Consider the following 22,561-nt stretch of genomic DNA (forward strand, 5'->3'; position numbering starts at 1 on the left):
ATTAAAATCTCTTACCTTTCTTTAGTACCCACCAAGGCGCCATGCTTGATTCTTCATGACTTCTTCTGACGACTTCATTCACCACCGCAAACGCGGTAATTAATCGCATCAGAAATTGATAAATAGGGTAGAGTGGGAGCCATTTTATCGTTTTGAGATCTTGTCTCTTTCGTTCAGACACTAAGCCGATATACACAATAAAAATGACAAGTGATAAGAAAAGATAAACACAATACAACATGAGCGTAAGTGCTAAAACGAAGGGGGTGGGGTAGCTGTAAAAAATAAACAAAGTGAAGAAAGCGACCAAAAGCGGCAGGAGGACGTTTTGAATCACCCCATATACCATGATGGAAATGAAGTTTCCCCACCCCAATAGAGCAGGAGATAGGCCATCTTTGTGCTTACGAAGGAAAAGAAACAGTAAGTCACCATCCCAGCGAAGCCTTTGTTGTATCAGACCTTTTAAGGTATCTGGCACATCAGTATGACCAATAGCATGTGTGGCGAAAGCAAGCTTGTTTGTAGGGTATCTGCATTGATACTGCTTGAGACGCATGGTTAAATCTAAGTCTTCCGCAGTGTGAGTATCCCACCCGCCAACCTGTTTGAGAATACTCTTTCTGAACGCGCCAAAGGCACCTGAAATATTGTTGAGGACACCCCAATTAGCCATGCCGGTTTTCCCCGCTTGCATTGAAAGCATGTACTCCAGAGACTGCATTTTAGTCAGGATATTCTGGCTGTGATTCCTCACTCGTAAAGCACCACCACTGGCAATGACATCTGCTGAAGAAAATGATGTCATCATTTTGCAGGCCATATCGTTATCAAAAGAGGTATCGCCGTCAACATTGATCACTATGTCACCGGAGGCAATAGATAACCCCGCATTCAAGGTAGAAACTCTTCCTCCTCGCTGCCATTTGGGAATAACACGCACTTTTCTATTCTTCACTTGGGCATGGTGTTTGACGCCTTCAACAGCGGCTTGATATGTGGCTTGGTTTTGTACTGCGCCATCAACCACGGCAAGAATCTCAATAGAACCCGGGTATATTTGCTCAACGAGCGTATCAATCGTAATACCGATGGCTTCCCCTTCTCCGTAGCATGTGATGACAAAGCTAATGGCAGGAAAGTGTTGCGGTTCCTTTACTGGCGCACGGTACGCCCAACGAAAAATGCCAGTGAGAACTAGCAGATAAAGCGGGAGTTCAATGATGATCATCAGAGGAAAAAGCAAAAACCACAGCTCTTGGTTGTGTAAGAGCATTCCCCTGAAATAATCAAATAACGTCAGGCTATCAGACAGCATAGATTTCTCTCAGTAAAGCTTCTAACCAAGACTCAGGATCCCCGTTAAGTGCGTGGTCAGGTAGGCTTCTGGCAAACACATTTAGTTCGAAATCGTCTTCTTCAATGAGTTTGCTCAGAGCGGAAAGCTTATTCTGTATAGCTGACAAGCTAGAGTGGTGAGTTTTTGGCATGAGCACTAAAAGCACATCTTGCTTATACTGACAGCAGATATCGGTATCTCGAAACAAGCCGCTCAAACGGGCGGTAATTTGCTCGATCAAAGCGAAGAGTTTTGTATCCCCATGTTGTTGACCATAGTGGTCAATAGAGGGCAGATAAAGTGCAAGGATCAAATGGTTTTCATTATGCCTTAACGCGACTTTATTTAGCCAACTGATCAGATTAACAAAATAGCCAGCCTCGACTTTGCCTTTGATAGACAGTTCAGGAGCTTGGGTGGCTTTTCCATGTTGGTAGATGTATTGACCGGATTCACCCAGTTTATATTGGTAGATCTTTCTTTCGATCAGTTCATGTAGAGGAACTTTGGAATCGCAGCTCATACATTGAGTGATGGTCGACGCTTCGACAAACATATTTGAGCAAGTGTGGCACTTCTGGTTTTCCAATGGACGGTCATAATCAACCCCTATATGTCGAAGCTGGGTAAGGCATTTAGGGCAAGCTAATTTGCCTTTGCGAGTAAAGGCTTGTTGATCATCGACATGCCCACAGGTAAAACAGTGCAGCGAGCTTTGTGATTCGATGTCTATGCTTTGGCAGCTTGGACACACGTCGACATAGTTTAAGTGCCCACTGTTACACTGAGAGCAAATGCGAATTCGATCGATCAGGTGCTCTTTTTCTAAGATATTACGGCTCTGCTCAGACAAAGCATAGCGGTATGCGGAATCTAGCTCTGGATATAAAAATTCGATAAGAGGGTACTGATATATAGTCGGTTCGCTGACATTTTTGAGTGAAGTAATTCGGCGTTCACGATTGACTCCTAGCCAACCAATAATAGGGTCAAGAGCCTGAATATCTGATGCCGTTGATAGCTTTTTTTGCGTATTGTGCCATAGATCGAACGCTGTATTTTCGTCAAACAAACCGTCGGTTAAGCAAGTTGTTAGCGTGTTTTCTTCTGTGCTAAAAAGGCACCAACTCCATCTCAACTTTTGCTGATAGAATGCTTTGAGAGTTTCCTTTTGAGTGTCTTGATTTGAAAAGGCAATACAAGCCGCACCGCCAAAACCTTCAGGCAGTTCCTGAACCGAGCGAACATAAATCACTTTGTCAGTAAGATGGCTAGAAGGTGGAGTATCACTGAGCCAGTAAAAGTTTTTAATGGGAGTGGGCATGGTTAGTCTCATTAGGTCACAATTCTGACAGTAGAGCCACTAGATATCGGAGACGAATCGAGGGCGTACCGTCGCAAGTTTTTAGTTAAACAATCGTCGTGCAATAGATACACAAACAACGTAAATTACAGGCCTTTCCCTTGTGTATAGAAGGGAGTCAGAGCCAAGTTATTTCTCGTCTAACTTCCACAGTGTTTATCCCTAACGAACTTTTTCTCACCTTGGCCCAAAATTAAGTTGAGGCTGATTAAACAATAGGTGGCTGTCTCATTTCTGAGAGTTGTCGAGTTTTAATTATGAGTCATAATTTTTTAGGTATTTATATAAATTTTTATAACATAATTTAATCCAATAAGATTTTAAGTTATTGTTTTGTAATTACTTTTTTTGATGAAACTTGTTGTGTCAGATTGCATTGATCATATGTGTATATCCGCATTTATTGAATTAAAGCTTAAAAGTGCATTTAATTATGAGGTTTGTTGAGTACATTTATTCAATGTCAGGTACACGACAAGCAGTCACATGTTTTCAAAAGAAAAGCTGGAGGGGGGATCCTCCAGCCTTGTTTAATGTTCAGCTTGAACTAAGGAACCAGTTTCCACGCCATCTCCCAGTACAGTCCGACACCCGGTTCATACTGATTGGAAGATTCAGACCACTGCTTGCAGTAACCACTGGCTTGACCATCTAGGCATTGATATATGTTGCCATCCTTTTCTTGAAGCACCTGAGTACCAGCTTGATAGCTTTCTAAGCTTTTAGGAAAAACATAATCATAACGAGGCAGTGGATTGGTATTTGTCACAGATAATAACCAGTGTTTATAAGTCTCAGTCGCTTCAGGTTTAGTAATGAACACTAAGTGATCGCCATTCAACTGCAGAGCGCCATTGCCGGAGCGATAGTCTGGCGCAGTTTCAAGAAAACCTCGTGGTTCAAGCACCTCTTCGATCAGTGGTAGGTTAGCCAATTCCGCGATAGCTTCTCCAGTATAGGGAGGGACAAAACTGTCTTTCAGGCCATATAGCATGCCAATAGGAGTGACTTTTTCGTCTAGGTAACTGACTCCTTCACCTATCTCAAACTCAGTTTGCATCATTGACCAGAATAGCGACGCTTCGGATCCGGTTGCAGACTTTGGAACAATGCCTTGCCATGATACAGAATCTGATGTGTAGGTGACGGAATTAGTTAGAATACGGCCAAAGTTCGTCCCCGGTACTTGTAGGAAGCCACCGTTTAGCCCTTGACCGGCCGTCGTAGAGAGGAAGCCATGGCCTAAAATGGTGCCGAGTGATGTGCCAAGGAAAGTGATCTTACTTTTATCAAGGTCAGGTACACCATCAGGAGAAGGTAAGAAGTCCAACTCCTGCAGTGAGGTATTAATGGCGTTGAGAAGGGTGTGCATATCTAGGTTACTCTGAACGGCACCACCTGGTAGGCTAGCGGCATTGTCCGGTGTCATGATTGAGCCCACGTGATCAGAATCATCTTCTGCTCGCGAACCGTGCCATACCCAGTCAATGGCGATCACTGCATGACCATCTTCAAGAGCTGGTGCTGCAACGGATTTGGCATCAGACTGGTCGCCATTCAAACCGTGGGCGTATATGACAACAGGGGTTGAATGAGATAGCGACTCTTTAGGGAATAAAATGGTAAAGTCTAACCACACATTACTTGGCTTATTGGTGATGCGGCCTGTTTGTTTGTCTCTAAAGTCCATGGCCTGCATGCGACCTTTGAGTGAGTAAACCACTTCATTGCTGTCGTGTACATAGCCAGAGTTATCCCAGTCGAACTCGACTTTTGGTGTGGCCTTAAGCACCTTCTCTTTTAATGGCGCAAATTGCTTGGTTGCTTCTTCTTTTGTCACGGTTGTAAAGACGGTGAGCGATACAATCTCTTCTCTTGTGATCCCCTTAGCTTCGAGGTATTGAATGTAAGGCTCATAGAAATTGGAGAGTTCGGAACCATCCTGGCTTAAAGCTTGTGTGACACCGTTAGAGGGACGAAAGTCATGGCCGTTGTCGCTTTTCAATGCATTAGTGACCACCGCGATATGTGTATTGCCGTAGTTAAACCGGGCTCTTGGGTAGACTGACATTATGTGGCTACCATCGGCTTTAACCTCTGCAGGTTTGCTAGACAATGGTGCAACCGGTACCCTCTCATCAAGGCTGTAATCAAAAACCTGAACGCTATCTCCGCCATCACTTGGTAAACTTGATGGATCAAATGACTGGTGGAATTCGAACAGCACTGGCGCTGCGACGGAGAATCCATTTTTGCCATTGATGATGTCTTCAGGGGTAAAACTTTTTGGTAACTCGTGAATGAAGTTGTTAGAAAAGATTGCGTTCTTTATGTTTAGGCGCAGGCCTGTGTCAGACTGACTATCCTTCTTTGTAAAAGCCTGATTACTTGGCCATGGTAACCCACATGAGTCGCTAGTCAGCGGATTGCAGTGTGTAGTATCTGTCGCTCCCCATGCGCTGCCTGTTAAAAATGCCATTCCCAATGCTAACTTGTTTAGTTTCATCGCTTTCTACTCGCCTTCTTGTTGTCAACGTTTGTTAGTTTTGTCTTCAGCGTGCCTTGCTGGTGGGGTAAAATTACCCTTATGCATCCAGTTGCTTTTTGACTATATGGCGAGGAGAAGGTAAATGGTTCAGAATGATCATTAATAGTTATTAATTTTTATTTGTTCATTATTTGAAATGATTATTAAGGCTGTTTCTGATAGTTTTGTTGTTTCAACTATCTGATATATAATTCTATTTTTTATATTTGTGGTTAATCCAAGATTCAATTTATTCTTCTGTTTGTATAAAGGCCGTATCAGATTAAGCTTTTTGTATCGACACTTGACTCCATGAAGTCTTAGAGTCGTCATGACAAACTTCCAAATCATACGTCTGTTGCTTATCTTCACGATCTCTTTCCTTGTCAGTGGTTACTTACTTTCGACATGGTATGGGTTTATATTATTTGAACAGTGAATGTATGTTTGATAGCGTAACTGGCTGTTAAGTATAAACATTAGTGGATTTTTACTGAGTGTTAAGATAGTAATGATTCATTGATTCTGCTGTTTTAAGGATCGATAGATGCGTTTTCCCCTAACTACATTAGCTGTATCTGTGGCGCTTATTGCTGGATGCAGCTCTCAAGGAGTTCAAACTGTGGCTCAACCATCCCAAATAGAACTCGCGGCTCAGCAAGTTCCGGCTCCAGTAGCCCAAAAGCAACCTTATGTCCTTAACAATCATGGTGATCGCCGCATAGATAACTACTACTGGATGCGTGATGATGAAAGAAAAGATCCTGAGATCTTGGCGCATTTAGAAAAAGAAAATCAATACACGGATGCGGTGTTAAAACACACTGAACCGCTACAGGAAAAACTATTCCAAGAGATCAAAGGGCGCATTGCAAAAGATGACAGTTCAGTTCCAGTGAGAAAAGGGAATTATTTCTACTCGAACGAGGTGTCTGGTGATAATGAATACCCTATCTACCAGCGCGCTAAAGATTTTTCAGGAACGGATAAGACCGTTATCTTAGACGTCAATGAGCTGGCGAAAGAGCACGAATTTTTCAGTACGGGTGGCTTGTACGTTAGTCCAAATGAGAATTTGCTGGCGTACGGTGAAGATACCCTAAGCCGCCGAATTTACACCATTAGAGTCAAGGATATTACCACAGGCGAATACCTCAAAGATAAAATAGAAGGAGCGTCGAGCGGTGTCGCTTGGCAAAATGACAACCAAGCTTTTTATTACATTAAGAAAGATCCTCAAACCTTACTGGGCTATCAGGTCTATCGTCATATGTTAGGAACGCCACAAAGCAGTGATGAGCTGATTTACCAAGAAGATGACAGCGCGTATTACATGTCTTTAGGCAAGAGTAAAGACGGCGAACAAGTTTACATCTTCCATTCCAGTACGGAGACAAGTGGTGTCTCTGTTATTGACGCTAATGATCCCTATGCTAAGGCTGAACCTTTCTACCCGAGAGAGGAAGGCATCCAATATAGCATCGCGAAACTTAACGACTGGTATTTTATCTACACCAACTATCAGGCTGTGAACTTTCGTTTAATGAAAGTACATAAGGACCAGATGCATGATAGGTCGAAATGGCAGGACGTGATTGCCGCGGATGATAAAACTCAACTGGTCGATTTTACGCTGTTTGAGGACCATTTAGTTTATGAGCAGCGTAAAGACGGCTTAACCACGGTTAAGGTGCGTCAGCTTTCGACGGGCAAGGAATTTCCATTAGCCTTTAACGACACCGCGTTTGCGGCTTACATGACTGGCAACCGAGAGCTCGATAACTCAAAGGTTCGTATTTACTACAGTAGCCTGACGACGCCGGGGACGTATTACGATTTCGACCTAGAGTCAGGTGAATCCGAAATCATGAAGCAAACGCCAGTACTTGGTGATTTTGATGCCGATAACTACCAATCTGAACGTATTATGATCACCGCTCGAGATGGGAAAAAAGTGCCGGTTTCACTGGTTTATCGTAAGGATAAGTTCAAGAAAGATGGCACGAATCCTATCTACCAATACGGTTATGGTTCATATGGTCATACGATCGATCCAACTTTTGGTTCAGCGCGTTTGAGCTTGCTGGATCGCGGATTTGTCTATGCGATAGCGCATATCCGTGGCTCTGAAATGTTGGGAAGACCTTGGTATGAAGATGGTAAAAAACTGACCAAACAGAATACTTTCAATGACTTTATCGATGTGACCAAAGGCTTAACGGAAGCTGGTTATGGGGCCAAAGATAAAGTGTTCGCCGTTGGTGGATCTGCGGGTGGTTTGTTAATGGGAGCCGTTATAAATCAAGCACCAGAGCTGTATCGAGGCATTGGTGCTCATGTCCCGTTTGTGGATGTAGTCACAACCATGCTGGATGAGTCCATTCCTCTGACAACCAATGAATACGACGAATGGGGTAATCCGAATGATAAGACATACTATGAGTACATGTTGAGTTACTCACCGTACGATAATGTCAAAGCGCAGAGCTACCCGAATATGTTAGTGACAACAGGCCTGCATGATTCTCAAGTTCAGTATTTTGAGCCAATGAAATGGGTGGCGAAATTGCGAGAACTGAAAACGGACGATCATGTGCTGCTGTTTAAAACAGACATGGAGGCGGGGCATGGTGGCGCATCTGGCCGCTTTAAGCGTTTACGAGAAGACGCACTTGAATACGCCTTTTTCTTAGATTTGCTCAGCGAAGAGTAAAAGTTAGCCAAGTTACTGATATGCCCGCCTGTGCGGGCATTTTTATAGACTAAATAAACTTAACAAAAATAGGGTATTTAAAATAACCTTTTCATATATAAATAAAAATCGCTCTAGATAAAACCTGAAGTACCCAGCTTGATTTTTGTAGTAACCATTCACGATTCTAATGTTTGTTCACTTTTTGCGATTGATTTGCGGAACAAAGATCACCACTCTACGTGCCGTCCAGAGCTGAACTATCACTCTGGTTTATATAAAAACTAACAACGTAGAGCTTTATAATGAAAAAAATCATCACCTTGTTGTCTATCTCGGTGCCTTTGACAGCTGTTGCGGACAATGCACGCATAGATGCATTTATGACGGCGTTTCACGCCAATCCGCAAAAAGTCATGGATGCGTTACCAGAGAAAGAAGGAGACGAATATCAAACCATGAGTGCTGAAGAGCTTGAGCGCTTCAGAGATCAAATGCGTGAAACGGTTATGGAAAGAGCAGAGCCAGTGATTGCTCCTCGATTCTCAGCAAACCTGAACAACGATAACCCAGCGCGTCTGGTTGATGTGGGTAATGCACTGATTCGCAATCTGGTTGAATTGGATAGTGCGGCACCAGATTCAAAATATCTGGACGTTCAGCCTTGGTCTGATACTTACTGGCCTTTGTACTCCGGCGCAGCCGCGTGGCGTTATTCTGACCGTGAACTTTACGCGTCAGATTGGCAGGAATACTACGATTTTTCACATACCATCAAACCGTTGGATAGCTACTCGAGCGAGCAGCGCCACTTACTTTCTCCGGCAGAGAAGTATGACTTATTGGTCGGGGATAAAAACTTCACGCTGACTAAGCGTTCGTGGGACTCGGGTAAAGGTTACTATGAATCTCAGGGTAAAGTAGAGCGTTGGATGGGACTTTGCCATGGCTGGGCTGCGGCGGCTTACATGCTTCCTCGTCCTGAAAAGTCGATTACGGTACCTGATGCCAATGGAGAGATGCTTAAGTTCTATCCGTCAGACGTTAAAGCTTTAGGTACACTGCTTTGGGCTGAAGCGCCGTTCAATACACGTTTTATTGGTGGTCGCTGCAATATTCAGAACCCTGAAAAAGACGAAAATGGTCGTGTTATCGAACCTGACTGTGTGGACAACAACCCAGCAAGTTGGCATTTATCTGTACTCAACCAGATCGGTATTACGGGTCGTAGTATGATTATGGATGCGACATATGATTACCAAGTCTGGAACCAGCCGATCCTTGGCTATCAGGTTAAGTACTTTAACCCAGAGACTAATCGTTCATCAGGCAATCCAGCCGATGTGACCATCGCGATGGCGGACTACAAAAAAGACAAGTTCACTCAGTATCGTGCATCACGTGCAGTCTCAGTTGTTGGCGTACAGATGGTTGTTGATTATATGGTAGAGACGAATCCAACTCATCGAAACTACGACAAGCCAAAGCTTGATGGCGTATCGCGAGTAACGTATTACTACGATTTGGAATTGGATGCGCAGGGCAATGTGATCGGAGGCGAGTGGTATCAGAATCGTCACCCTGATTTCCTTTGGACACCAACCCCTGAAGCGGTAGCGAAGTCCTACTACGATGGCAGTGGCGAATGGGATGTGACTCAGTCAGTTCCACAGAGCTGGCAAGATAGAGCGCCTAAAGCGTCTCGTTATACTCAACCTATGACTTCTGTTGTTTCAGCTTTGTTTAGTGCGGCTTCAGGCGATGAAAAACCAGCAGAGCAATGGAAACAAATTGCTACTCAAGGTAGCCAGTGTCTGGACGTTGAAGGAAGTTCTGCCACTCCGGGAGCTCGAGTATACGGCTGGAGTTGTCACAGCGGTGACAACCAACTTTGGCAACTAACGACTGAAGGTAAGATGATCAGCAAGGTAGCACCTGGCCTATGTCTGGATCAGCAAGGTTCAAGCATCACTATGGAAACTTGTAGCCAGCGCCCGAATCAGACATGGCGAATGGAAAATGGCCAGCTTAAAAATAGCCTAGATAACGCGTTGAAATGGAATTCCAACAGTTGGTTGGTCCAAGCTGACGTCAATGGCAGTCAGTGGTCTTGGAAATAAATCACTAAAACAATAACAATGTTCTCCTTATTAAAGAGCCCGCGTGCGGGCTCTTTTTTCATCGATTATTGAAGGCAGCTGCCTTCAAATGACCAGTACCAGTAGTAACTGTAAGGATCGGCTCCCCAGTTAGTTTGAGTTGCGACAAAGCGGTTCCCGTAGGACTGCACCTCGGTGCCTTGTGGGTAATAGTAATAAGGTGACCATTCTTCTAAGTTGGCGCACAAGTCATGTGGTTCTGGCGTCGGTTCTTCGAGATAAGCACTAACGCCAACATAGGCATCTGAGGAGCTACGCGCACCTGTGACCATCACATAAACATCGGCATCACCTATACCGCTAAAACCACAGTATTCGTTGTTATCGCGGTTGGTGGAAGCACAATCATGATCCGACAGTGAAGCAGGACGATTGATCGCGACATACATATCAACATTGCCGTAGCCGTTATAGGTTTGTACCCAGATATCCTCAGCTGGTGCATTCTTCAACACAAAGTGTTGCTCGTCATTACCCGCTGATTCAATCGCATTTGGCGTATTGATTTGCAAGCTTACGATATCGGGGGTAGGTGTCGGCTCAGGATCTGGCTGTCCAGAAGCGCACTGTGTCACGTTAATACCCACCTGAGCGAACGCGTTGTTCACCGCGGAAGTGTCGTATCCCAGTTCATGAGCCGCTTTACAAACACCTTCAGCGCCCTGTTGAAAATCTGAGTTTGGTCGCCAGTAAAGTTGGTTAGCGGTAGCATAGGCGATGAACGCTTTTTTGATGTCCCAGTTTGAGCTGGTCGCGAGATGGTAAAACGCCTTGTTGAACACACCGGAGCTGTGGTGGACGTCGATACCGTTGTAATACTGGTTGATATGGTCAATGGAAACGCCGTCTTTGCTTGGCTGAATGAAGTAACGCATGGCATCAGAGTACTTCATGACATGTTCGCCCATTTTCCAGTTGAAGCTACCGTGAACGTACTGGCTGAGTGCCGCCGCAGCGACATCAGAGAAGGACTCATTCATCCCACCTGACATACCACGGTATTCCAGACCAGAGTTCTGCTCTGTAAAGCCGTGGCTGACTTCATGCGCAATCACATCCCACGTGGCCAGTGGATACATTGACTGGTTACCATCACCAAAGGTCATCTGGCGACCATCCCAGAATGCATTGCCATAGTTAGAGCCATAATGAACCCGCATGGTCAGTTTTTGCTGAATAGGCCGGGTGTTTAACCAATCCATGTACATATCGAAAACGCGTTGACCAAAATAGTGTGCGTCATTCATTGGAGCATAGGCCCCATTCACGCTGCGGTAGTTATTTACGTTACAGTCAAACTGATGAACTTGTCCACCGTATTGCTGGTTGTTCATATTGAGTGTGATGACATTTGGGCTGTCCATTTGGCAATACTGGTTAACTTCAAAGCCGCCGTATTGCGTGTTAGGGCCGAAGTAGTAGCGACCACTTTTGCGGTTACCACCTGGTCCTTCAGCTTCAATGAAAGCAATCCCTTCCCACCGGTCAAGCACGTCACCGGACTTAGCATCGACTAGAGTAATCGGCCTTGAAGGTCCCATACCATTCATCTGAATAAAGTCGACTTTGTAGACCAAACGAGCGATCTGTTGCTCATCTTGCCAGATCATTAGTTCAGCATTCGGATCGCGAATTGCTTGGGAAGCAAAGCCTTGGTTATTGCCTTTTGCCAGCTCTATCGCTTGCTTTGCGTTGAGCATAGGTAAGGTAGAGCCAATATCGGCATCAATGCCTGTTAAGACTTTTCCGTCAACAGGTATCACTGTACCTTGGGCGGAAACTTGAGCGACTAAAGACTGGCCGTAAACCGGCACACCATAGTGTAGCTGTTGCTTGCGAAGCAGTGTCTGCGGGCCAGCTTTCACACGACTTGCATCCTGATAAGCCAGCGGCTGATTGGGTGCTGAAAACGCCCGTGTTGTCGGCGGATTAAGGGCTTGGGAAAGGTCAACTTGAGAGTAGTCAACAACGTTGGCAGCTTGAGAAGCGAAAGCCATTGGAAACAGCATAAGTAAATTAACGTTACGCATACTTCACCTTTGTAGTTATTTTTCAATTGATTGGGGCAAAAATTGCGTGTGTAGAGTAGTGATATACTGCTGAAATTATAAGTGCAATTGGTTTTATATGATGCTTGGGTGCAAAACATTTAAGCGCTTCTCAAATAAATGAGAGGCTGAGTCGAAAAGTGGCTTTTTCTATTTCATGTTTGGTGCTTTATGGTCGCGCCTGACCAGGCATGATGGTGTGGTTAGTTGTGAGATGCCTAAAGTTAGCCAGTGCCTAAACCGGCATTCATAACTTGTTAGAATAAATTTAGATTAATTTACTGTCCGGTGGGCCAGCTTAGGTGTATTAGTTAAGTCTTTTGCATTGTCTAAACAGGCCTACAAACTCATACAATCTGTGACTGTATTCATTACACAAGTGTGCTGTATGATTTTCGGAACTTAATAATCTTAGGGTAGTCAGATGGCTACATATCAATCTCATTGGAAGTAAAGCATGGCGAAACGTTGGCTCTTGTCTGCTGCGAGCATCGCATTGCTCGGCGGTGGCGCGTATTTTTATCTGCAATCCTCGTCTCAACCTGAAAGCTTGCCCACCTTGGTGGTGGAGAAAGGAACGATTGAGAAAGAAGCCGTAGCGGTAGGTAAAATTGTTCCAGCGCATTCAGTCTCCATTAAATCTCAAATCGACGGTATTGTTGGGGAGATTTATGCGCAAGTGGGAGAAAAGGTTAAACAAGGGCAGGCGCTAATCAAAGTGCGCCCGAACCCTACGCCACAAGCATTGACCGATGCCTCTACAGAGCTGATGAGCAGTGAAGCCACCCTTGAATCGGCTAAGCAAAAACTAGCGAACTTAGAGAGCTTAGTTAAGCAAGACATTATTCCAAGCAACTACGACGATTACGTTAGCGCGCGATCGGAAGTTAAATCAGCACAAGCTGCAGTGCTGCAAAAACGTCAAAACCTTGAGTTGATTCAAAGCGGTGAGGCATCCATTGGTGATGCGCGTCTGACTTCGACCATTTATGCGCCGATTGATGGCACAGTGTTGAACCGAAAAGTGGAAGTGGGCGAACCGATCATTTCGACTGAATCGAGTCAGGCTGCGACAGAAATGATGTCTCTCGCAGACATGAACAGCCTGATTTTCAAAGGCAGCGTGAGTGAGCACGACGCAGCGCAATTAACACCGGGTATGCCAGTTCTGCTGACGGTCGCGCCATACCCTGATGTACAGATAGAAGGGGTTTTAACCAAGGTAGCGATTCAATCGGAGAACCTCAATTCACCTGAAGATACATCGACAGTAAAGAGCTTCGATAATGGCTTTGAAGTGGAAGTTGGTGAACTAAAAATTCCACAAGACGTTACATTACGTTCGGGGTTTTCTTCCACGGCACAAATCACGCTCAAGAAATCGGAAAACGTGCTGACTTTGCCAGAGCGTGCACTGCAATTTGAAGGGGATACGCCAAATGTGCTGATTCCTGATAGTTCAGAGCAGGGTTTCCATAAGCAAAAGGTCAAGCTTGGTCTATCGGACGGAATCAATGTTGAAGTATTAGAAGGTGTTGAGCTCGGTGAAGACATTATCGATAACAGTATGATGGGAGCTGTTCATGGCTAAACATCATCTCTCATATTTTGGATGCGTATTGCTGGCTGCAACCTTGAGTTTCCCCAGCTACGCCATTTCTATCGAACAAGCTTGGAAGCAAGCAAAACAAAGTGACCCCGATTACGAAAAAGCCAAGATTGGTGTCCAGATTGGTGAAACAGGTGTTGCCTCTAGTCGTAGCTCGTTGTTGCCATCTTTAAGTGCGACCGCATCAGCGAATTGGAACGAAGACAGTGACAATACTAATACTTACGGTGCAACGTTATCCCAAACAATATGGGACAGCAGCCTTTGGTCTGACTTAGATGAAGCACAAGCAAACTATCTGCGAACGGAGCTGGAGCTATCTCAGGCTCACAATGAATTAGCCCAGAAGCTATTGGCGACTTATCTTGATGTCGCTAGTGCACAAGGTGATCTTCTACTGGCAAAAAATAAGCTGGAAGAAGGTAATAAGCTGCTGAAGATTATCGAAAAACGTTACCAGGCGGGTAAAGTCAAATCGATTGACGTTGAAGAAATTCGAGCCACTCTGGTGACCGATAAAGCGGGAATCCTCAGCGCGCAGGCTAAGCTAGAAGAAAAAAGAGCCGAGCTTGGGGCGCTCATCAACCAGATGCCTGAGCATGTTGACCAAATTCGAACCGATAACCTGATTCAGCCTCCGATGTTGGTTGAGTCCCAAGAACAATGGCTTAAGTTGGCGAAAGACAGTAGCCCAGAGCTGTTAGTCGCCGCACAAAAGGTCAAAGCCAGCGAGTTCGCACGCCAATCAGCCAAAGGCGGCTATTACCCAACGGTAAAGGGTAATCTTGGCTACAGCGACGATGACAAATATTCTAACGGAGAGTTTAATGCCGGGCTCACCTTGAGTGTACCAATTGACCTCAACGGTGCGACACGCGCTAAGGTGGACGAAGCGTCTCTGAATATATTGAGTGCTAAGCAGGACTTGCGCAGGGTTGAAATTGATATTCAGAAACGCATTGTCCAGCAGTTTACTCAGGTCGACATCAATTGGAATCAGGTTCTGATGGCCAATGAGGTGGTTGAGTCCCGTGCTAAGGTGTTGAGCAGTAAGGAAAAGCTCTACGATGCTGGACTTCTCGAAGCATCGGAAGTAATTGATGCTCATAACAATCTGTTTGATGCGAAGAACAGTTTGCAAAACAACCTCTACAACTACTGGCGTCAACGCGTTGGTTTGCTGCAAACGGCTGGTAAGCTCGACGACAATACGATGGCCCTCATTTCTCAGGCCTTTCATTCATGAGTAGCTTGCTTCAGCAAACTTGGCAGACTCTGATCGCGCATCGGATGAAAAGCATTCTGGCCATTATTGCGATCGCTTGGGGTGTTATCTCTGTGGTGGTGCTGATTGCACTTGGGGAAGGATTCTACCGTCATCAAAGCCAGTCTTTTTCATTTATGGTGAACAACGTGCAGGTGGTTTTCCCGTCTCAAACCAGTAAGCCTTGGCAAGGATTACCATCGCGTCGTGAAATCGATATTCCACAAGATAAAGTCGAGATGATTAAGCAGTCGGGCTTTGTTAAGGAAGTTGCGTCCGTGTATGCCAAGTGGGATGCCAGTGTCACGAATATCAAAGGACAAAATTTAGCTCGCGCCGTGAGTGGGATTGACCCTGCTTACTTTGCTCTTGCAGAGCGGAAACTTCAGACGGGTTCCCGCAATATTTCACCGAGTGACATTGCGAGCCACACTCGCGTTGCAGTGCTGGGCGATCAGATTGCCAAAATGGGTGGTATCGGGATAGGTGAGGAGGTCAAAGTTAATGGCATTCCTTTCTTGGTTATTGGTGTACTCAGCGACGAAGACACCGGTATTTCTTTTGGTGATAGCCGCAGAGTTTTCATCCCGCAAACCACCTATCGCGATCTATGGAACGATAAACCTTGGATGCTGTTGATGAAACCGATAGATGGTATGGACTCTGCCTCGTTCCGAGAGAGTATTGTGCGCTTTTACGCTAAGCAGCTCCACTTTGACCCAAGTGATAAGGATGCGGTGCGTTTGCCTGACTTTAGTGAGGGAGCAGCTGTGATAAGCGGTATTCTTCGCGGGATTCAAATATTTCTTGGAGCCAGCGGTGCAATGACAATGGCGGTGGGGGCACTTGGTGTAGCGAACATTATGTTCCTTTCGGTCACTGAACGAACCCGAGAAATCGGTGTGCGATTGGCGATAGGGGCAACACAGGTGTCAATACTGAGCCAGTTTATCATTGAGGGGTTGATACTGGTCGCCGTTGGAACTGCCATGGGGTTAATGATCTCGTTTGCGCTGGTGGCGCTATTGGGCACTGTTGCATTACCAGAGTGGATTGGTTCGCCAGTGATTACCCCTGACTCGATTGCGTTGTCATTACTGGTCACCGTGGTATTAGCGTTAATGGCGTCTTACTTCCCTGCAAGACGAGCTTCGAGACTGACGCCGGTGTTAGCGCTGAGTGCGAGGGCTTAAACAATGTTGCTACCAATGAGACAGATTTTTCAGGAAATGGCAGCAGAAAAGCTGAGGTTAGGGCTGACAATATTGGCAGTTGCTTGGGCGACCTTATGTATTGCGGCCATGTTAGCTGTGGGAGAGGGCATTCGCCAGGGAGTGCTGAAAACCGCGCAAAATGGTAATGGCAATTTGATCTACCTGACAGGTGGGATGGCAACCGTAGATTATGGCGTGTTCCATCAGGGCAAGCCGCTGACGCTAAAAGTCGATGATGCCGATGTCGTCAGAGCGCTGCCGGAAGTCAAAGCTGTAGCGCCGACGGCACTATGGGATGAGCGCATCACGGTTGGCGATCGCGGTACATGGCGAGAGCCACTTGCAGTCACCACTGACTTTCGAGCTATGACCAACCTTGCTCCGCTTTCGGGTGGTCGCTGGCTCAACCCGCTTGATCAGAAAGAACAACGTAAAGTTGTTGTACTTGGCTATCTGTTAGCTGCAGATTTGTTTAACTCAGAAGATGACTTTAACTGGTTTGCGACTGTAACACTGAAAGTCAATCCGGTTGGGGAAAAGGTCAAAATCGGCAGTGAAGAGTTCACAGTGGTTGGAGTACTGGAAAAAAACAGTGCCGATATTGAGCAGGGTGATCCCATTAATTACTCCAGCTTTGTCCCGCTCTCCACGTGGCAGCGCTTTCATACTAGTGGTGATATAGCTGGTATTAATGTTCAACCAAAAAGTGGTGTTGATAGAGTCAAATTAGCGAAAACCATTCGTCAGGTGATAGCGCGCAAGCATGGTGCCAGTGTTACTGATCAGCAGATTGTTCAAGTAGAAGATATGTTCTTGAAGCAAAAAAGCATGCAGCAGTTTCTAGTTGGCTTACAAAGCTTTCTTGGCATCATTGGTTTTGTCACACTCGCGGTAGCGGGAGTCGGTATTGCCAATGTCATGTACGCTACCGTGAAACGTTCAACCCGAGATATTGGTGTGCGAATGGCTGTGGGCGCGACGCCCACGGCGATTCGGCTCCACTATCTGGTTCAGTCGCTCATGACGATGGTGATGGGTGGGGCTCTCGGGCTTGCAGTCACTTACGCATTGGTATCTGCAATTAGTTCTGTCAGTCTCGAAGGCAATGTTTTTTATGAACGCTTGGGCAAACCTGTCCCAGAGCTTTCTTGGGTTGTAGTGGCAATTGTGATTGCGACTCTGGTTGTCATAGGCGTGGCGTCAGCGTGGTTGCCAGCGAATCGCGCCGCTAAGGTGACACCTATGGAGGCGTTACAAAGTGAATGATGTGGTCAAAAAATCAGGAGTCACTATGTCAGATAATGCATTGGTTCAATTAACGAATCTTTGTAAGTATTACTCAAGCGGTGAAGTGGAAGTTCGGGCACTAGATGGTGTAGAACTGACGATTGAGCAGGGCGAGTTTCTCTCTATTCTCGGCCCTTCAGGTTCGGGTAAATCTACTCTGATGAATATGCTCGGCTGCTTGGATAAACCAACCGATGGCGATTACTTGCTTGATGGGCAGAACGTGGCAACACTGAGTGCTAATGAATTAGCGGGAATACGTAACCAGAAAATCGGGTTTGTTTTTCAGAGCTTCAACCTGCTTGAATACGCAACGGCGCTTGATAATGTCGCGTTGCCTTTAGTGTACTCAGGTATCAAAGCTAAAGAGCGTCGCCAGCGCGCGGCCAAACTGCTGGAACAGGTTGGGTTGGGCGATCGTCTCGATCATAAGCCGAATCAGTTATCCGGTGGTCAAAAACAGCGTGTAGCGATTGCACGAGCACTGGTTAACGATCCGCAGATTATTTTGGCAGATGAGCCGACAGGTGCTCTGGATTCCAAGTCAGGCGCTGAAATCGAAGCTTTGTTTAACCAGTTACATGCGGAAGGACGAACCTTAATTATTGTTACGCATGACAATACGCTGGCTGAACGAACCAAGCGTATTATCACCATCAAGGACGGTAAGGTGATATCAGACAGGCTACCTTTTCATAAGGCAGTGTAGTTATGGTGAGGTGACACAAAGAGCAAGTGCTCTTTCGCTGGACCCATCAATGGCCGTTGCCCCTGCAACGTCTGCGGTCGCACCGCCTGACGAATCCAGTGTCACTTCGACCCAAGTACTGCCATTGAGTAATGTGAAATATACCGCAGAGACAGGCCAAGCATAGGAACCCGAGGTATCACCGAATTCCGCCACACTATTGGCATTGATGAATGAGGTATAGTCTGTTAACGGCGGAACGCCGCTGTATACCCCATTACAAAAGTTTAAAATTTCAGTGGCGTTCATTAAGGCGTAGGTAACGGTGCCTTCTGTGATTGATGAGCTGTATGTGTAACCAGCAGTTGTTACCTCATCCGTAGTGGGAGGGCAATAATATGTTTTAGTTACGGATGCACTTGTGCTGTCTAAGTGTGTCCCTTGATAGGAGGCAACATTACAGCCCATATGTGTGATGGTACCAGTATCTGAGTCCGAATTAGAATCATCTAAGTTGAGTTCACCGTCATGATGACACGCCGATATGGCAAGCGCTGTGGCTAACATGAATGGTTTCCTTACCATATTTACACCTTATGTGAGCGATACCTATTAGGGAGTATAGATGAAGAATACCGCTTATTTAATTTTCATGTGGAGGAGATAAGTTGTGATTGATGGCATGAGCCTGATGAGCACTGTGCCACTCCTCAAGCTTTTTACGGGTTTCTTTTGAGGATGGCTGATTGAGGCAGTGTTCAGTGACGCACTGGTACTGCTGAATCAGCTTGTCACTGGCTTCAACTGATTGTTCAGAAATGTCAGTTGTTGCTTGCTTCAGACGTTTGGTCTTTGCTTTGTCGAATACTGATGTCATGACGCTCTCCTTAGCTGATTTTATATACGTTGACGCGATTCAAAGCGCAGTCAGGTAGGTAAAGGGTTTGATTGTGCGCATGGAGAAGGTAGGGCATCCATAGTTCGCCTTTGCTTGGATCTGCGCCAAATCCACTAAAGCTATCGATAAACTCGCCTTGTTGATCGAAGATTTTAATCGCGCGGTTGACTAAATCCGATACAAACAGCTTACCCTCATCAAAATCGATACTGGTCGGCAACAAGAAGTTGTCGTTGTCTGTGCCGTAACCTTGTTGGCCAAAGCTACCTATGTATTTGTCATGACGGTCATAAATGACGACTCGGTTGTTGTTCTGATCGGTAATGTATTTGTGCCCGTCTGGCGTGATGGTGATGTCTGTTGGAGTAAAGAAATCTTGGTCACCGTGACCTTTTTGGCCGAATGTACTAACTAAGCCAGCTATCCCTTGAGCATTCAGTCGCCAGCGACAGATACGGTTATTGCCAGAATCGGCAACGTATATATCTCGGCTGACTGGATCCACCGCGATTCCTTGAGGTTTAAACAATTGCCAGTCAGCGTGGCCTAAACCGCCAAAATAGCTAAAAGGCACCAATTCACCGATGAACTCGTCATATTGATAAATAGTGACAATACCGCTGATGTAGTTACTCACAACCAGTAACGGGAGTTCGGGGTTAAGATGACCAATTAATGGCATGGCAGGCGTAAGAGAGCAGATACCCAAAGACCCAGGAAGCAGCGGTAAGCTGTTTGGCATGGCAGTGTCTGGACGATTGTATTCAGTCGCTTGAAGCTGATAGTTACCTGCATCAACTAACCATAGCAGTTGACTAGAATCGTTAAACTGATCGCCAAGGAAGATGCGGACCCAAGTTTGCTGCCATCTTTGCGTCCATTCGAGCTGTGTGCTCAAAGCCATCGATACCCAAGACGGTGCATCAAGTTGGTGTATCGAGTTTAGCCACTTATCTTGTTGCTGGAAGTGCTGATCCCACCATGCATTGAGCAAAGGGTATTGGCAGGTGTATCCACTTTGAGCGGCGGGTGAAGTATTACCTGCCACTGAAGTGACGAAGTGAAGCTGGCCTTTTTGATCTCGCTCATCACTTAACTGGTCAACAACTATGGTTGTTGTCGGCAACTCAGGAGATAAATCAGCCCAATCAACTTTGTGAATTTGAACGGAAGCTAAGATAGGCTCAGTGATCAGTAATGTATCCTGATGCATTTTGGTGATCTGAATGGGGGAGAAGAGTCCATTCAAGCTGCCTGAGAAATGCCCATCGATGTCATAGACCGATATGGAATATGGTTTCGCGCCGGGTATAAGAATACGGTTATCAATAATTGATACATCACGAGCGAGGTCAATGCCTTCTAGATAGGTTTTTCCGCTGGCAAAGGGGACTGGCTTGCCATCCCAGTCGCAGCGAACTATCGTGGCGAATCCGGTATTCGCAACATATAAGTGGCCATTATTATCGCAGCTTAGGCCTTGTGGCCAAAGAAAGTGCACCGGCTCCTGTGCATTAATAACATTAATGTCCTTTAGCCAGTTTCCATTTTCATCAAACACGACTAAACGACTCTCGTTGTCAGGCCCTTCGTAAAACTCATCAGCGACACATAGTTTCCCTTTATAAAACGCGAGCCCATTAGGCCCTTCGAGGTTAACGGGTTCACCCGCACCGAAGCGGTGAATGGATCGAATGTTTAGCGCTTGATTGTATTCAAGGATATGGATGCGTTTGTTGGCAATGTCGCTGACATAAATCCATGGTTTTTCTGGGTGAGGAAGAAGGCGAAAAGGCATATTAAACTGTTGGCTGCCACTTCCCACTGAACCAAAACTGGCGAGTAACTTTTTCATTTTTCTATCAAACACCAACAAACGATTGTGTGCGGTATCTGCCAGCCAGATGCGGCCGAAGCGATCGATGCAATTGCCTACTGGCGTATTAAGAGAAACATTCCCTGCCGCGCGGCAGGGGAGGCTCGGCAATTGGGTGACCTGCTTGCCGATATAAGTATGATATGCAATTCCCATGGTTCTAGCCTTTTGACATAAGTTATATGTAACTCAATACATAACTTTAGCAGTCAAAAATGACAGTACCACGTCGCCACTAATATGAACGAACGCTGTTTATTTGGCCGCGTTTCAGTGTCACTTCTAGTTTTTCGTTTGAGATAGCGGGATATGCTGACTTTTATGAGCCTGATTTATCAAAATCCAACCCCCAAGGAATCATGGGGGGTGGATTAGCACAAGCAGATGTTGAGGCTAGACTAGCGCCATACACCCCAGTCTCCGGTAGTGCCCGGTTCTTCGCCCCGTGTCCACCATTGTGCTGTCCATAAACGGCCGTTATGAGTGACCACATCACCTTGCTCATAAGTGCTGTCGGCAGACCAAGCATTATCCGGTTGCGTTGGCGGTGGCGTATCACCTTTCACCAAGGACAACTGATAGCTGAAGTTTGCGGCTGGAGCGTGAACTTGATTGGCATGGATATTCGAAGAGTCATACATATAGTGGTTCATTTCAGCATGCCAGATGCCAATAAACCAAGCGCCCGTTGTCAGGCTGTTAAATTGCCCAGCCAACTCCGCAGACCAAATTTCTTCGCTGGTATTGTTAGCGGCGATCGCCAATGAAATATCGTGCTGCTCGCTGCCGTACTGGTCAAAGGTACGGAATCGAACGGTATCTCCAGATTCCACTGGCCCAAACCCTTGCGGGACATAGTAACCAAGTACAGAGAGGTTATTGCCCGGATCGGTTGGATCCGTCGGGTCGGTAGGTGTGCTGCCATCCCCATTGAAGGTAATGTCACTACAGTTATAAAAGCCTTCACCGGCTGGATCTTCACGTTGCCAGCGGGTATATAGGATGGCATCACCTGTTCTGTTAGCAGGCAGTGTAACTGTCATTCTGTATTTTTTGTCCGAACCGACGGCAAGGTTACCTGCAGTATCAACCAGATCCAGATCAGACCATGTTAGTGGTTGGCTAGCGTCGTATTCCGGCTTACTAAGGTAAAATTGCCAGTAAGATGGGTTGTGTGGAGCGGTGGCGTTAAACACCAATTCAAACTGATTGTTAGAATCCAGTGATAATGCTGTTTTTTGCCAATGTGGTGAAGCAACATCTAGCCCTGCTTTTGCACTGTCACCAGCACTACACAGTGCGCCATCCCTGACGATAGCCTGTACATGCGCCATGTCTCGATAGTTTGCTACATTGGCTGCCACTTCGTTACGCTGTACAAAAGGGTAGGCACCGGACTCATCAAACGCCGCCTGACAGGCGGCGTTGGGAATTTGGTCGTCCCAAAATCCACCATCGAGGTAGCAGGTATTCTGGCGTGCACTTGGGAATTCAACCCAACCGTGGGCGTTAACATTAATGGAAGCTAGAGCTGTCAGGCAGCCCATGGTCGCTAAACTGACATTCAAACAAGATTTCATAATCGTTCCTTGTAATG

The 22,561-nt window shown here is 46.0% G+C and carries 15 protein-coding genes; 7 read left to right on the forward strand and 8 right to left on the reverse strand.

The features are described from left to right. Position 1 precedes the first annotated feature (1 nt). The 3 genes from L1D23_RS09475 to L1D23_RS09485 form a co-directional block, all read right to left on the reverse strand. The gene (locus L1D23_RS09475) at positions 2–1,318 is read right to left on the reverse strand and encodes a glycosyltransferase (RefSeq protein WP_239865812.1); all 1,317 of its coding nucleotides are present in this window, start codon (positions 1,316–1,318) and stop codon (positions 2–4) included. After that, positions 1,308–2,663, reverse strand: coding sequence for a diguanylate cyclase (locus L1D23_RS09480; RefSeq protein WP_239865814.1), 1,356 nt, complete (start codon positions 2,661–2,663; stop codon positions 1,308–1,310). The genes L1D23_RS09475 and L1D23_RS09480 overlap by 11 nt, the downstream gene beginning before the upstream one ends. Before the next feature lie 586 nt (positions 2,664–3,249). Beyond that, a complete protein-coding gene (locus L1D23_RS09485; protein WP_239865816.1) occupies positions 3,250–5,208 on the reverse strand; it encodes a chitin-binding protein in 1,959 nt (652 codons plus the stop codon). 568 nt (positions 5,209–5,776) lie between these two features. Here L1D23_RS09485 and L1D23_RS09490 point away from each other — a divergent pair. Together L1D23_RS09490 and L1D23_RS09495 are read left to right on the forward strand one after the other, a co-directional pair. Beyond that, a complete protein-coding gene (locus L1D23_RS09490; RefSeq protein ID WP_239865818.1) occupies positions 5,777–7,942 on the forward strand; it encodes a S9 family peptidase in 2,166 nt (721 codons plus the stop codon). 284 nt (positions 7,943–8,226) lie between these two features. Beyond that, a complete protein-coding gene (locus L1D23_RS09495) occupies positions 8,227–10,041 on the forward strand; it encodes a ricin-type beta-trefoil lectin domain protein (RefSeq protein WP_006959159.1) in 1,815 nt (604 codons plus the stop codon). A gap of 65 nt (positions 10,042–10,106) precedes the next feature. Here the strand turns inward: L1D23_RS09495 and L1D23_RS09500 are convergent, their stop codons facing one another. Then, positions 10,107–12,110 (reverse strand): M4 family metallopeptidase, encoded by a 2,004-nt coding sequence (locus tag L1D23_RS09500; protein ID WP_239865820.1) that lies wholly within the window; start codon positions 12,108–12,110, stop codon positions 10,107–10,109. 475 nt (positions 12,111–12,585) lie between these two features. Between L1D23_RS09500 and L1D23_RS09505 the strand changes: the two genes are divergently transcribed. Genes L1D23_RS09505 through L1D23_RS09525 form a run of 5 tightly spaced genes read left to right on the forward strand, consistent with a single transcriptional unit; the run spans position 12,586 to position 18,211 of the window. Further along, positions 12,586–13,719 carry an efflux RND transporter periplasmic adaptor subunit gene (locus L1D23_RS09505; RefSeq protein ID WP_239865822.1) on the forward strand — a complete coding sequence of 378 codons (1,134 nt, stop codon included), beginning with the start codon at positions 12,586–12,588 and terminating at the stop codon, positions 13,717–13,719. Beyond that, a complete protein-coding gene (locus L1D23_RS09510; protein ID WP_239865824.1) occupies positions 13,712–14,983 on the forward strand; it encodes a TolC family protein in 1,272 nt (423 codons plus the stop codon). The genes L1D23_RS09505 and L1D23_RS09510 overlap by 8 nt, the downstream gene beginning before the upstream one ends. Then, positions 14,980–16,194, forward strand: a complete 1,215-nt coding sequence (locus tag L1D23_RS09515; protein WP_239865826.1) for an ABC transporter permease — start codon at positions 14,980–14,982, stop codon at positions 16,192–16,194. Before L1D23_RS09510 ends, L1D23_RS09515 begins: the two co-directional genes overlap by 4 nt. 3 nt (positions 16,195–16,197) lie before the next feature. Continuing rightward, a complete protein-coding gene (locus L1D23_RS09520; protein ID WP_239865827.1) occupies positions 16,198–17,481 on the forward strand; it encodes an ABC transporter permease in 1,284 nt (427 codons plus the stop codon). A gap of 25 nt (positions 17,482–17,506) precedes the next feature. Then, on the forward strand, positions 17,507–18,211 hold the full coding sequence (locus L1D23_RS09525) for an ABC transporter ATP-binding protein (protein WP_239865828.1): 705 nt from the start codon (positions 17,507–17,509) through the stop codon (positions 18,209–18,211). Here the strand turns inward: L1D23_RS09525 and L1D23_RS09530 are convergent, their stop codons facing one another. From L1D23_RS09530 to L1D23_RS09545, 4 genes are all read right to left on the reverse strand, one after another. Next, positions 18,212–18,757 (reverse strand): hypothetical protein, encoded by a 546-nt coding sequence (locus tag L1D23_RS09530; protein ID WP_239865829.1) that lies wholly within the window; start codon positions 18,755–18,757, stop codon positions 18,212–18,214. A 76-nt stretch (positions 18,758–18,833) separates the two neighbouring features. Beyond that, positions 18,834–19,067: a hypothetical protein gene (locus tag L1D23_RS09535; protein WP_239865830.1), complete on the reverse strand. Its 234-nt coding sequence runs from the start codon at positions 19,065–19,067 to the stop codon at positions 18,834–18,836. Between the two features lie 10 nt (positions 19,068–19,077). Continuing rightward, the gene (locus tag L1D23_RS09540; protein ID WP_239865831.1) at positions 19,078–21,120 is read right to left on the reverse strand and encodes an NHL repeat-containing protein; all 2,043 of its coding nucleotides are present in this window, start codon (positions 21,118–21,120) and stop codon (positions 19,078–19,080) included. 242 nt (positions 21,121–21,362) lie between these two features. Then, positions 21,363–22,544 (reverse strand): lytic polysaccharide monooxygenase, encoded by a 1,182-nt coding sequence (locus L1D23_RS09545; RefSeq protein ID WP_239865832.1) that lies wholly within the window; start codon positions 22,542–22,544, stop codon positions 21,363–21,365. Between the last annotated feature and the right edge of the window lie 17 nt (positions 22,545–22,561).

The organism is Vibrio sp. Isolate24, from assembly GCF_022398215.1.
GTDB classification, from domain to species: Bacteria; Pseudomonadota; Gammaproteobacteria; order Enterobacterales; family Vibrionaceae; genus Vibrio; species Vibrio coralliilyticus_A.

Excerpts from the sequence above, each read along its gene's own strand:
- L1D23_RS09480 (WP_239865814.1), bottom strand. The coding sequence starts at position 2,663 with ATGCCCACTCCCATTAAAAACTTTTACTGGCTCAGTGATACTCCACCT.
- L1D23_RS09535 (WP_239865830.1), bottom strand. The coding sequence starts at position 19,067 with ATGACATCAGTATTCGACAAAGCAAAGACCAAACGTCTGAAGCAAGCA.
- L1D23_RS09485 (WP_239865816.1), bottom strand. The coding sequence starts at position 5,208 with ATGAAACTAAACAAGTTAGCATTGGGAATGGCATTTTTAACAGGCAGC.
- L1D23_RS09500 (WP_239865820.1), bottom strand. The coding sequence starts at position 12,110 with ATGCGTAACGTTAATTTACTTATGCTGTTTCCAATGGCTTTCGCTTCT.
- L1D23_RS09520 (WP_239865827.1), top strand. The coding sequence starts at position 16,198 with ATGTTGCTACCAATGAGACAGATTTTTCAGGAAATGGCAGCAGAAAAG.
- L1D23_RS09530 (WP_239865829.1), bottom strand. The coding sequence starts at position 18,757 with ATGTTAGCCACAGCGCTTGCCATATCGGCGTGTCATCATGACGGTGAA.
- L1D23_RS09540 (WP_239865831.1), bottom strand. The coding sequence starts at position 21,120 with ATGGGAATTGCATATCATACTTATATCGGCAAGCAGGTCACCCAATTG.
- L1D23_RS09510 (WP_239865824.1), top strand. The coding sequence starts at position 13,712 with ATGGCTAAACATCATCTCTCATATTTTGGATGCGTATTGCTGGCTGCA.
- L1D23_RS09525 (WP_239865828.1), top strand. The coding sequence starts at position 17,507 with ATGTCAGATAATGCATTGGTTCAATTAACGAATCTTTGTAAGTATTAC.
- L1D23_RS09475 (WP_239865812.1), bottom strand. The coding sequence starts at position 1,318 with ATGCTGTCTGATAGCCTGACGTTATTTGATTATTTCAGGGGAATGCTC.
- L1D23_RS09495 (WP_006959159.1), top strand. The coding sequence starts at position 8,227 with ATGAAAAAAATCATCACCTTGTTGTCTATCTCGGTGCCTTTGACAGCT.
- L1D23_RS09505 (WP_239865822.1), top strand. The coding sequence starts at position 12,586 with ATGGCGAAACGTTGGCTCTTGTCTGCTGCGAGCATCGCATTGCTCGGC.
- L1D23_RS09490 (WP_239865818.1), top strand. The coding sequence starts at position 5,777 with ATGCGTTTTCCCCTAACTACATTAGCTGTATCTGTGGCGCTTATTGCT.
- L1D23_RS09515 (WP_239865826.1), top strand. The coding sequence starts at position 14,980 with ATGAGTAGCTTGCTTCAGCAAACTTGGCAGACTCTGATCGCGCATCGG.
- L1D23_RS09545 (WP_239865832.1), bottom strand. The coding sequence starts at position 22,544 with ATGAAATCTTGTTTGAATGTCAGTTTAGCGACCATGGGCTGCCTGACA.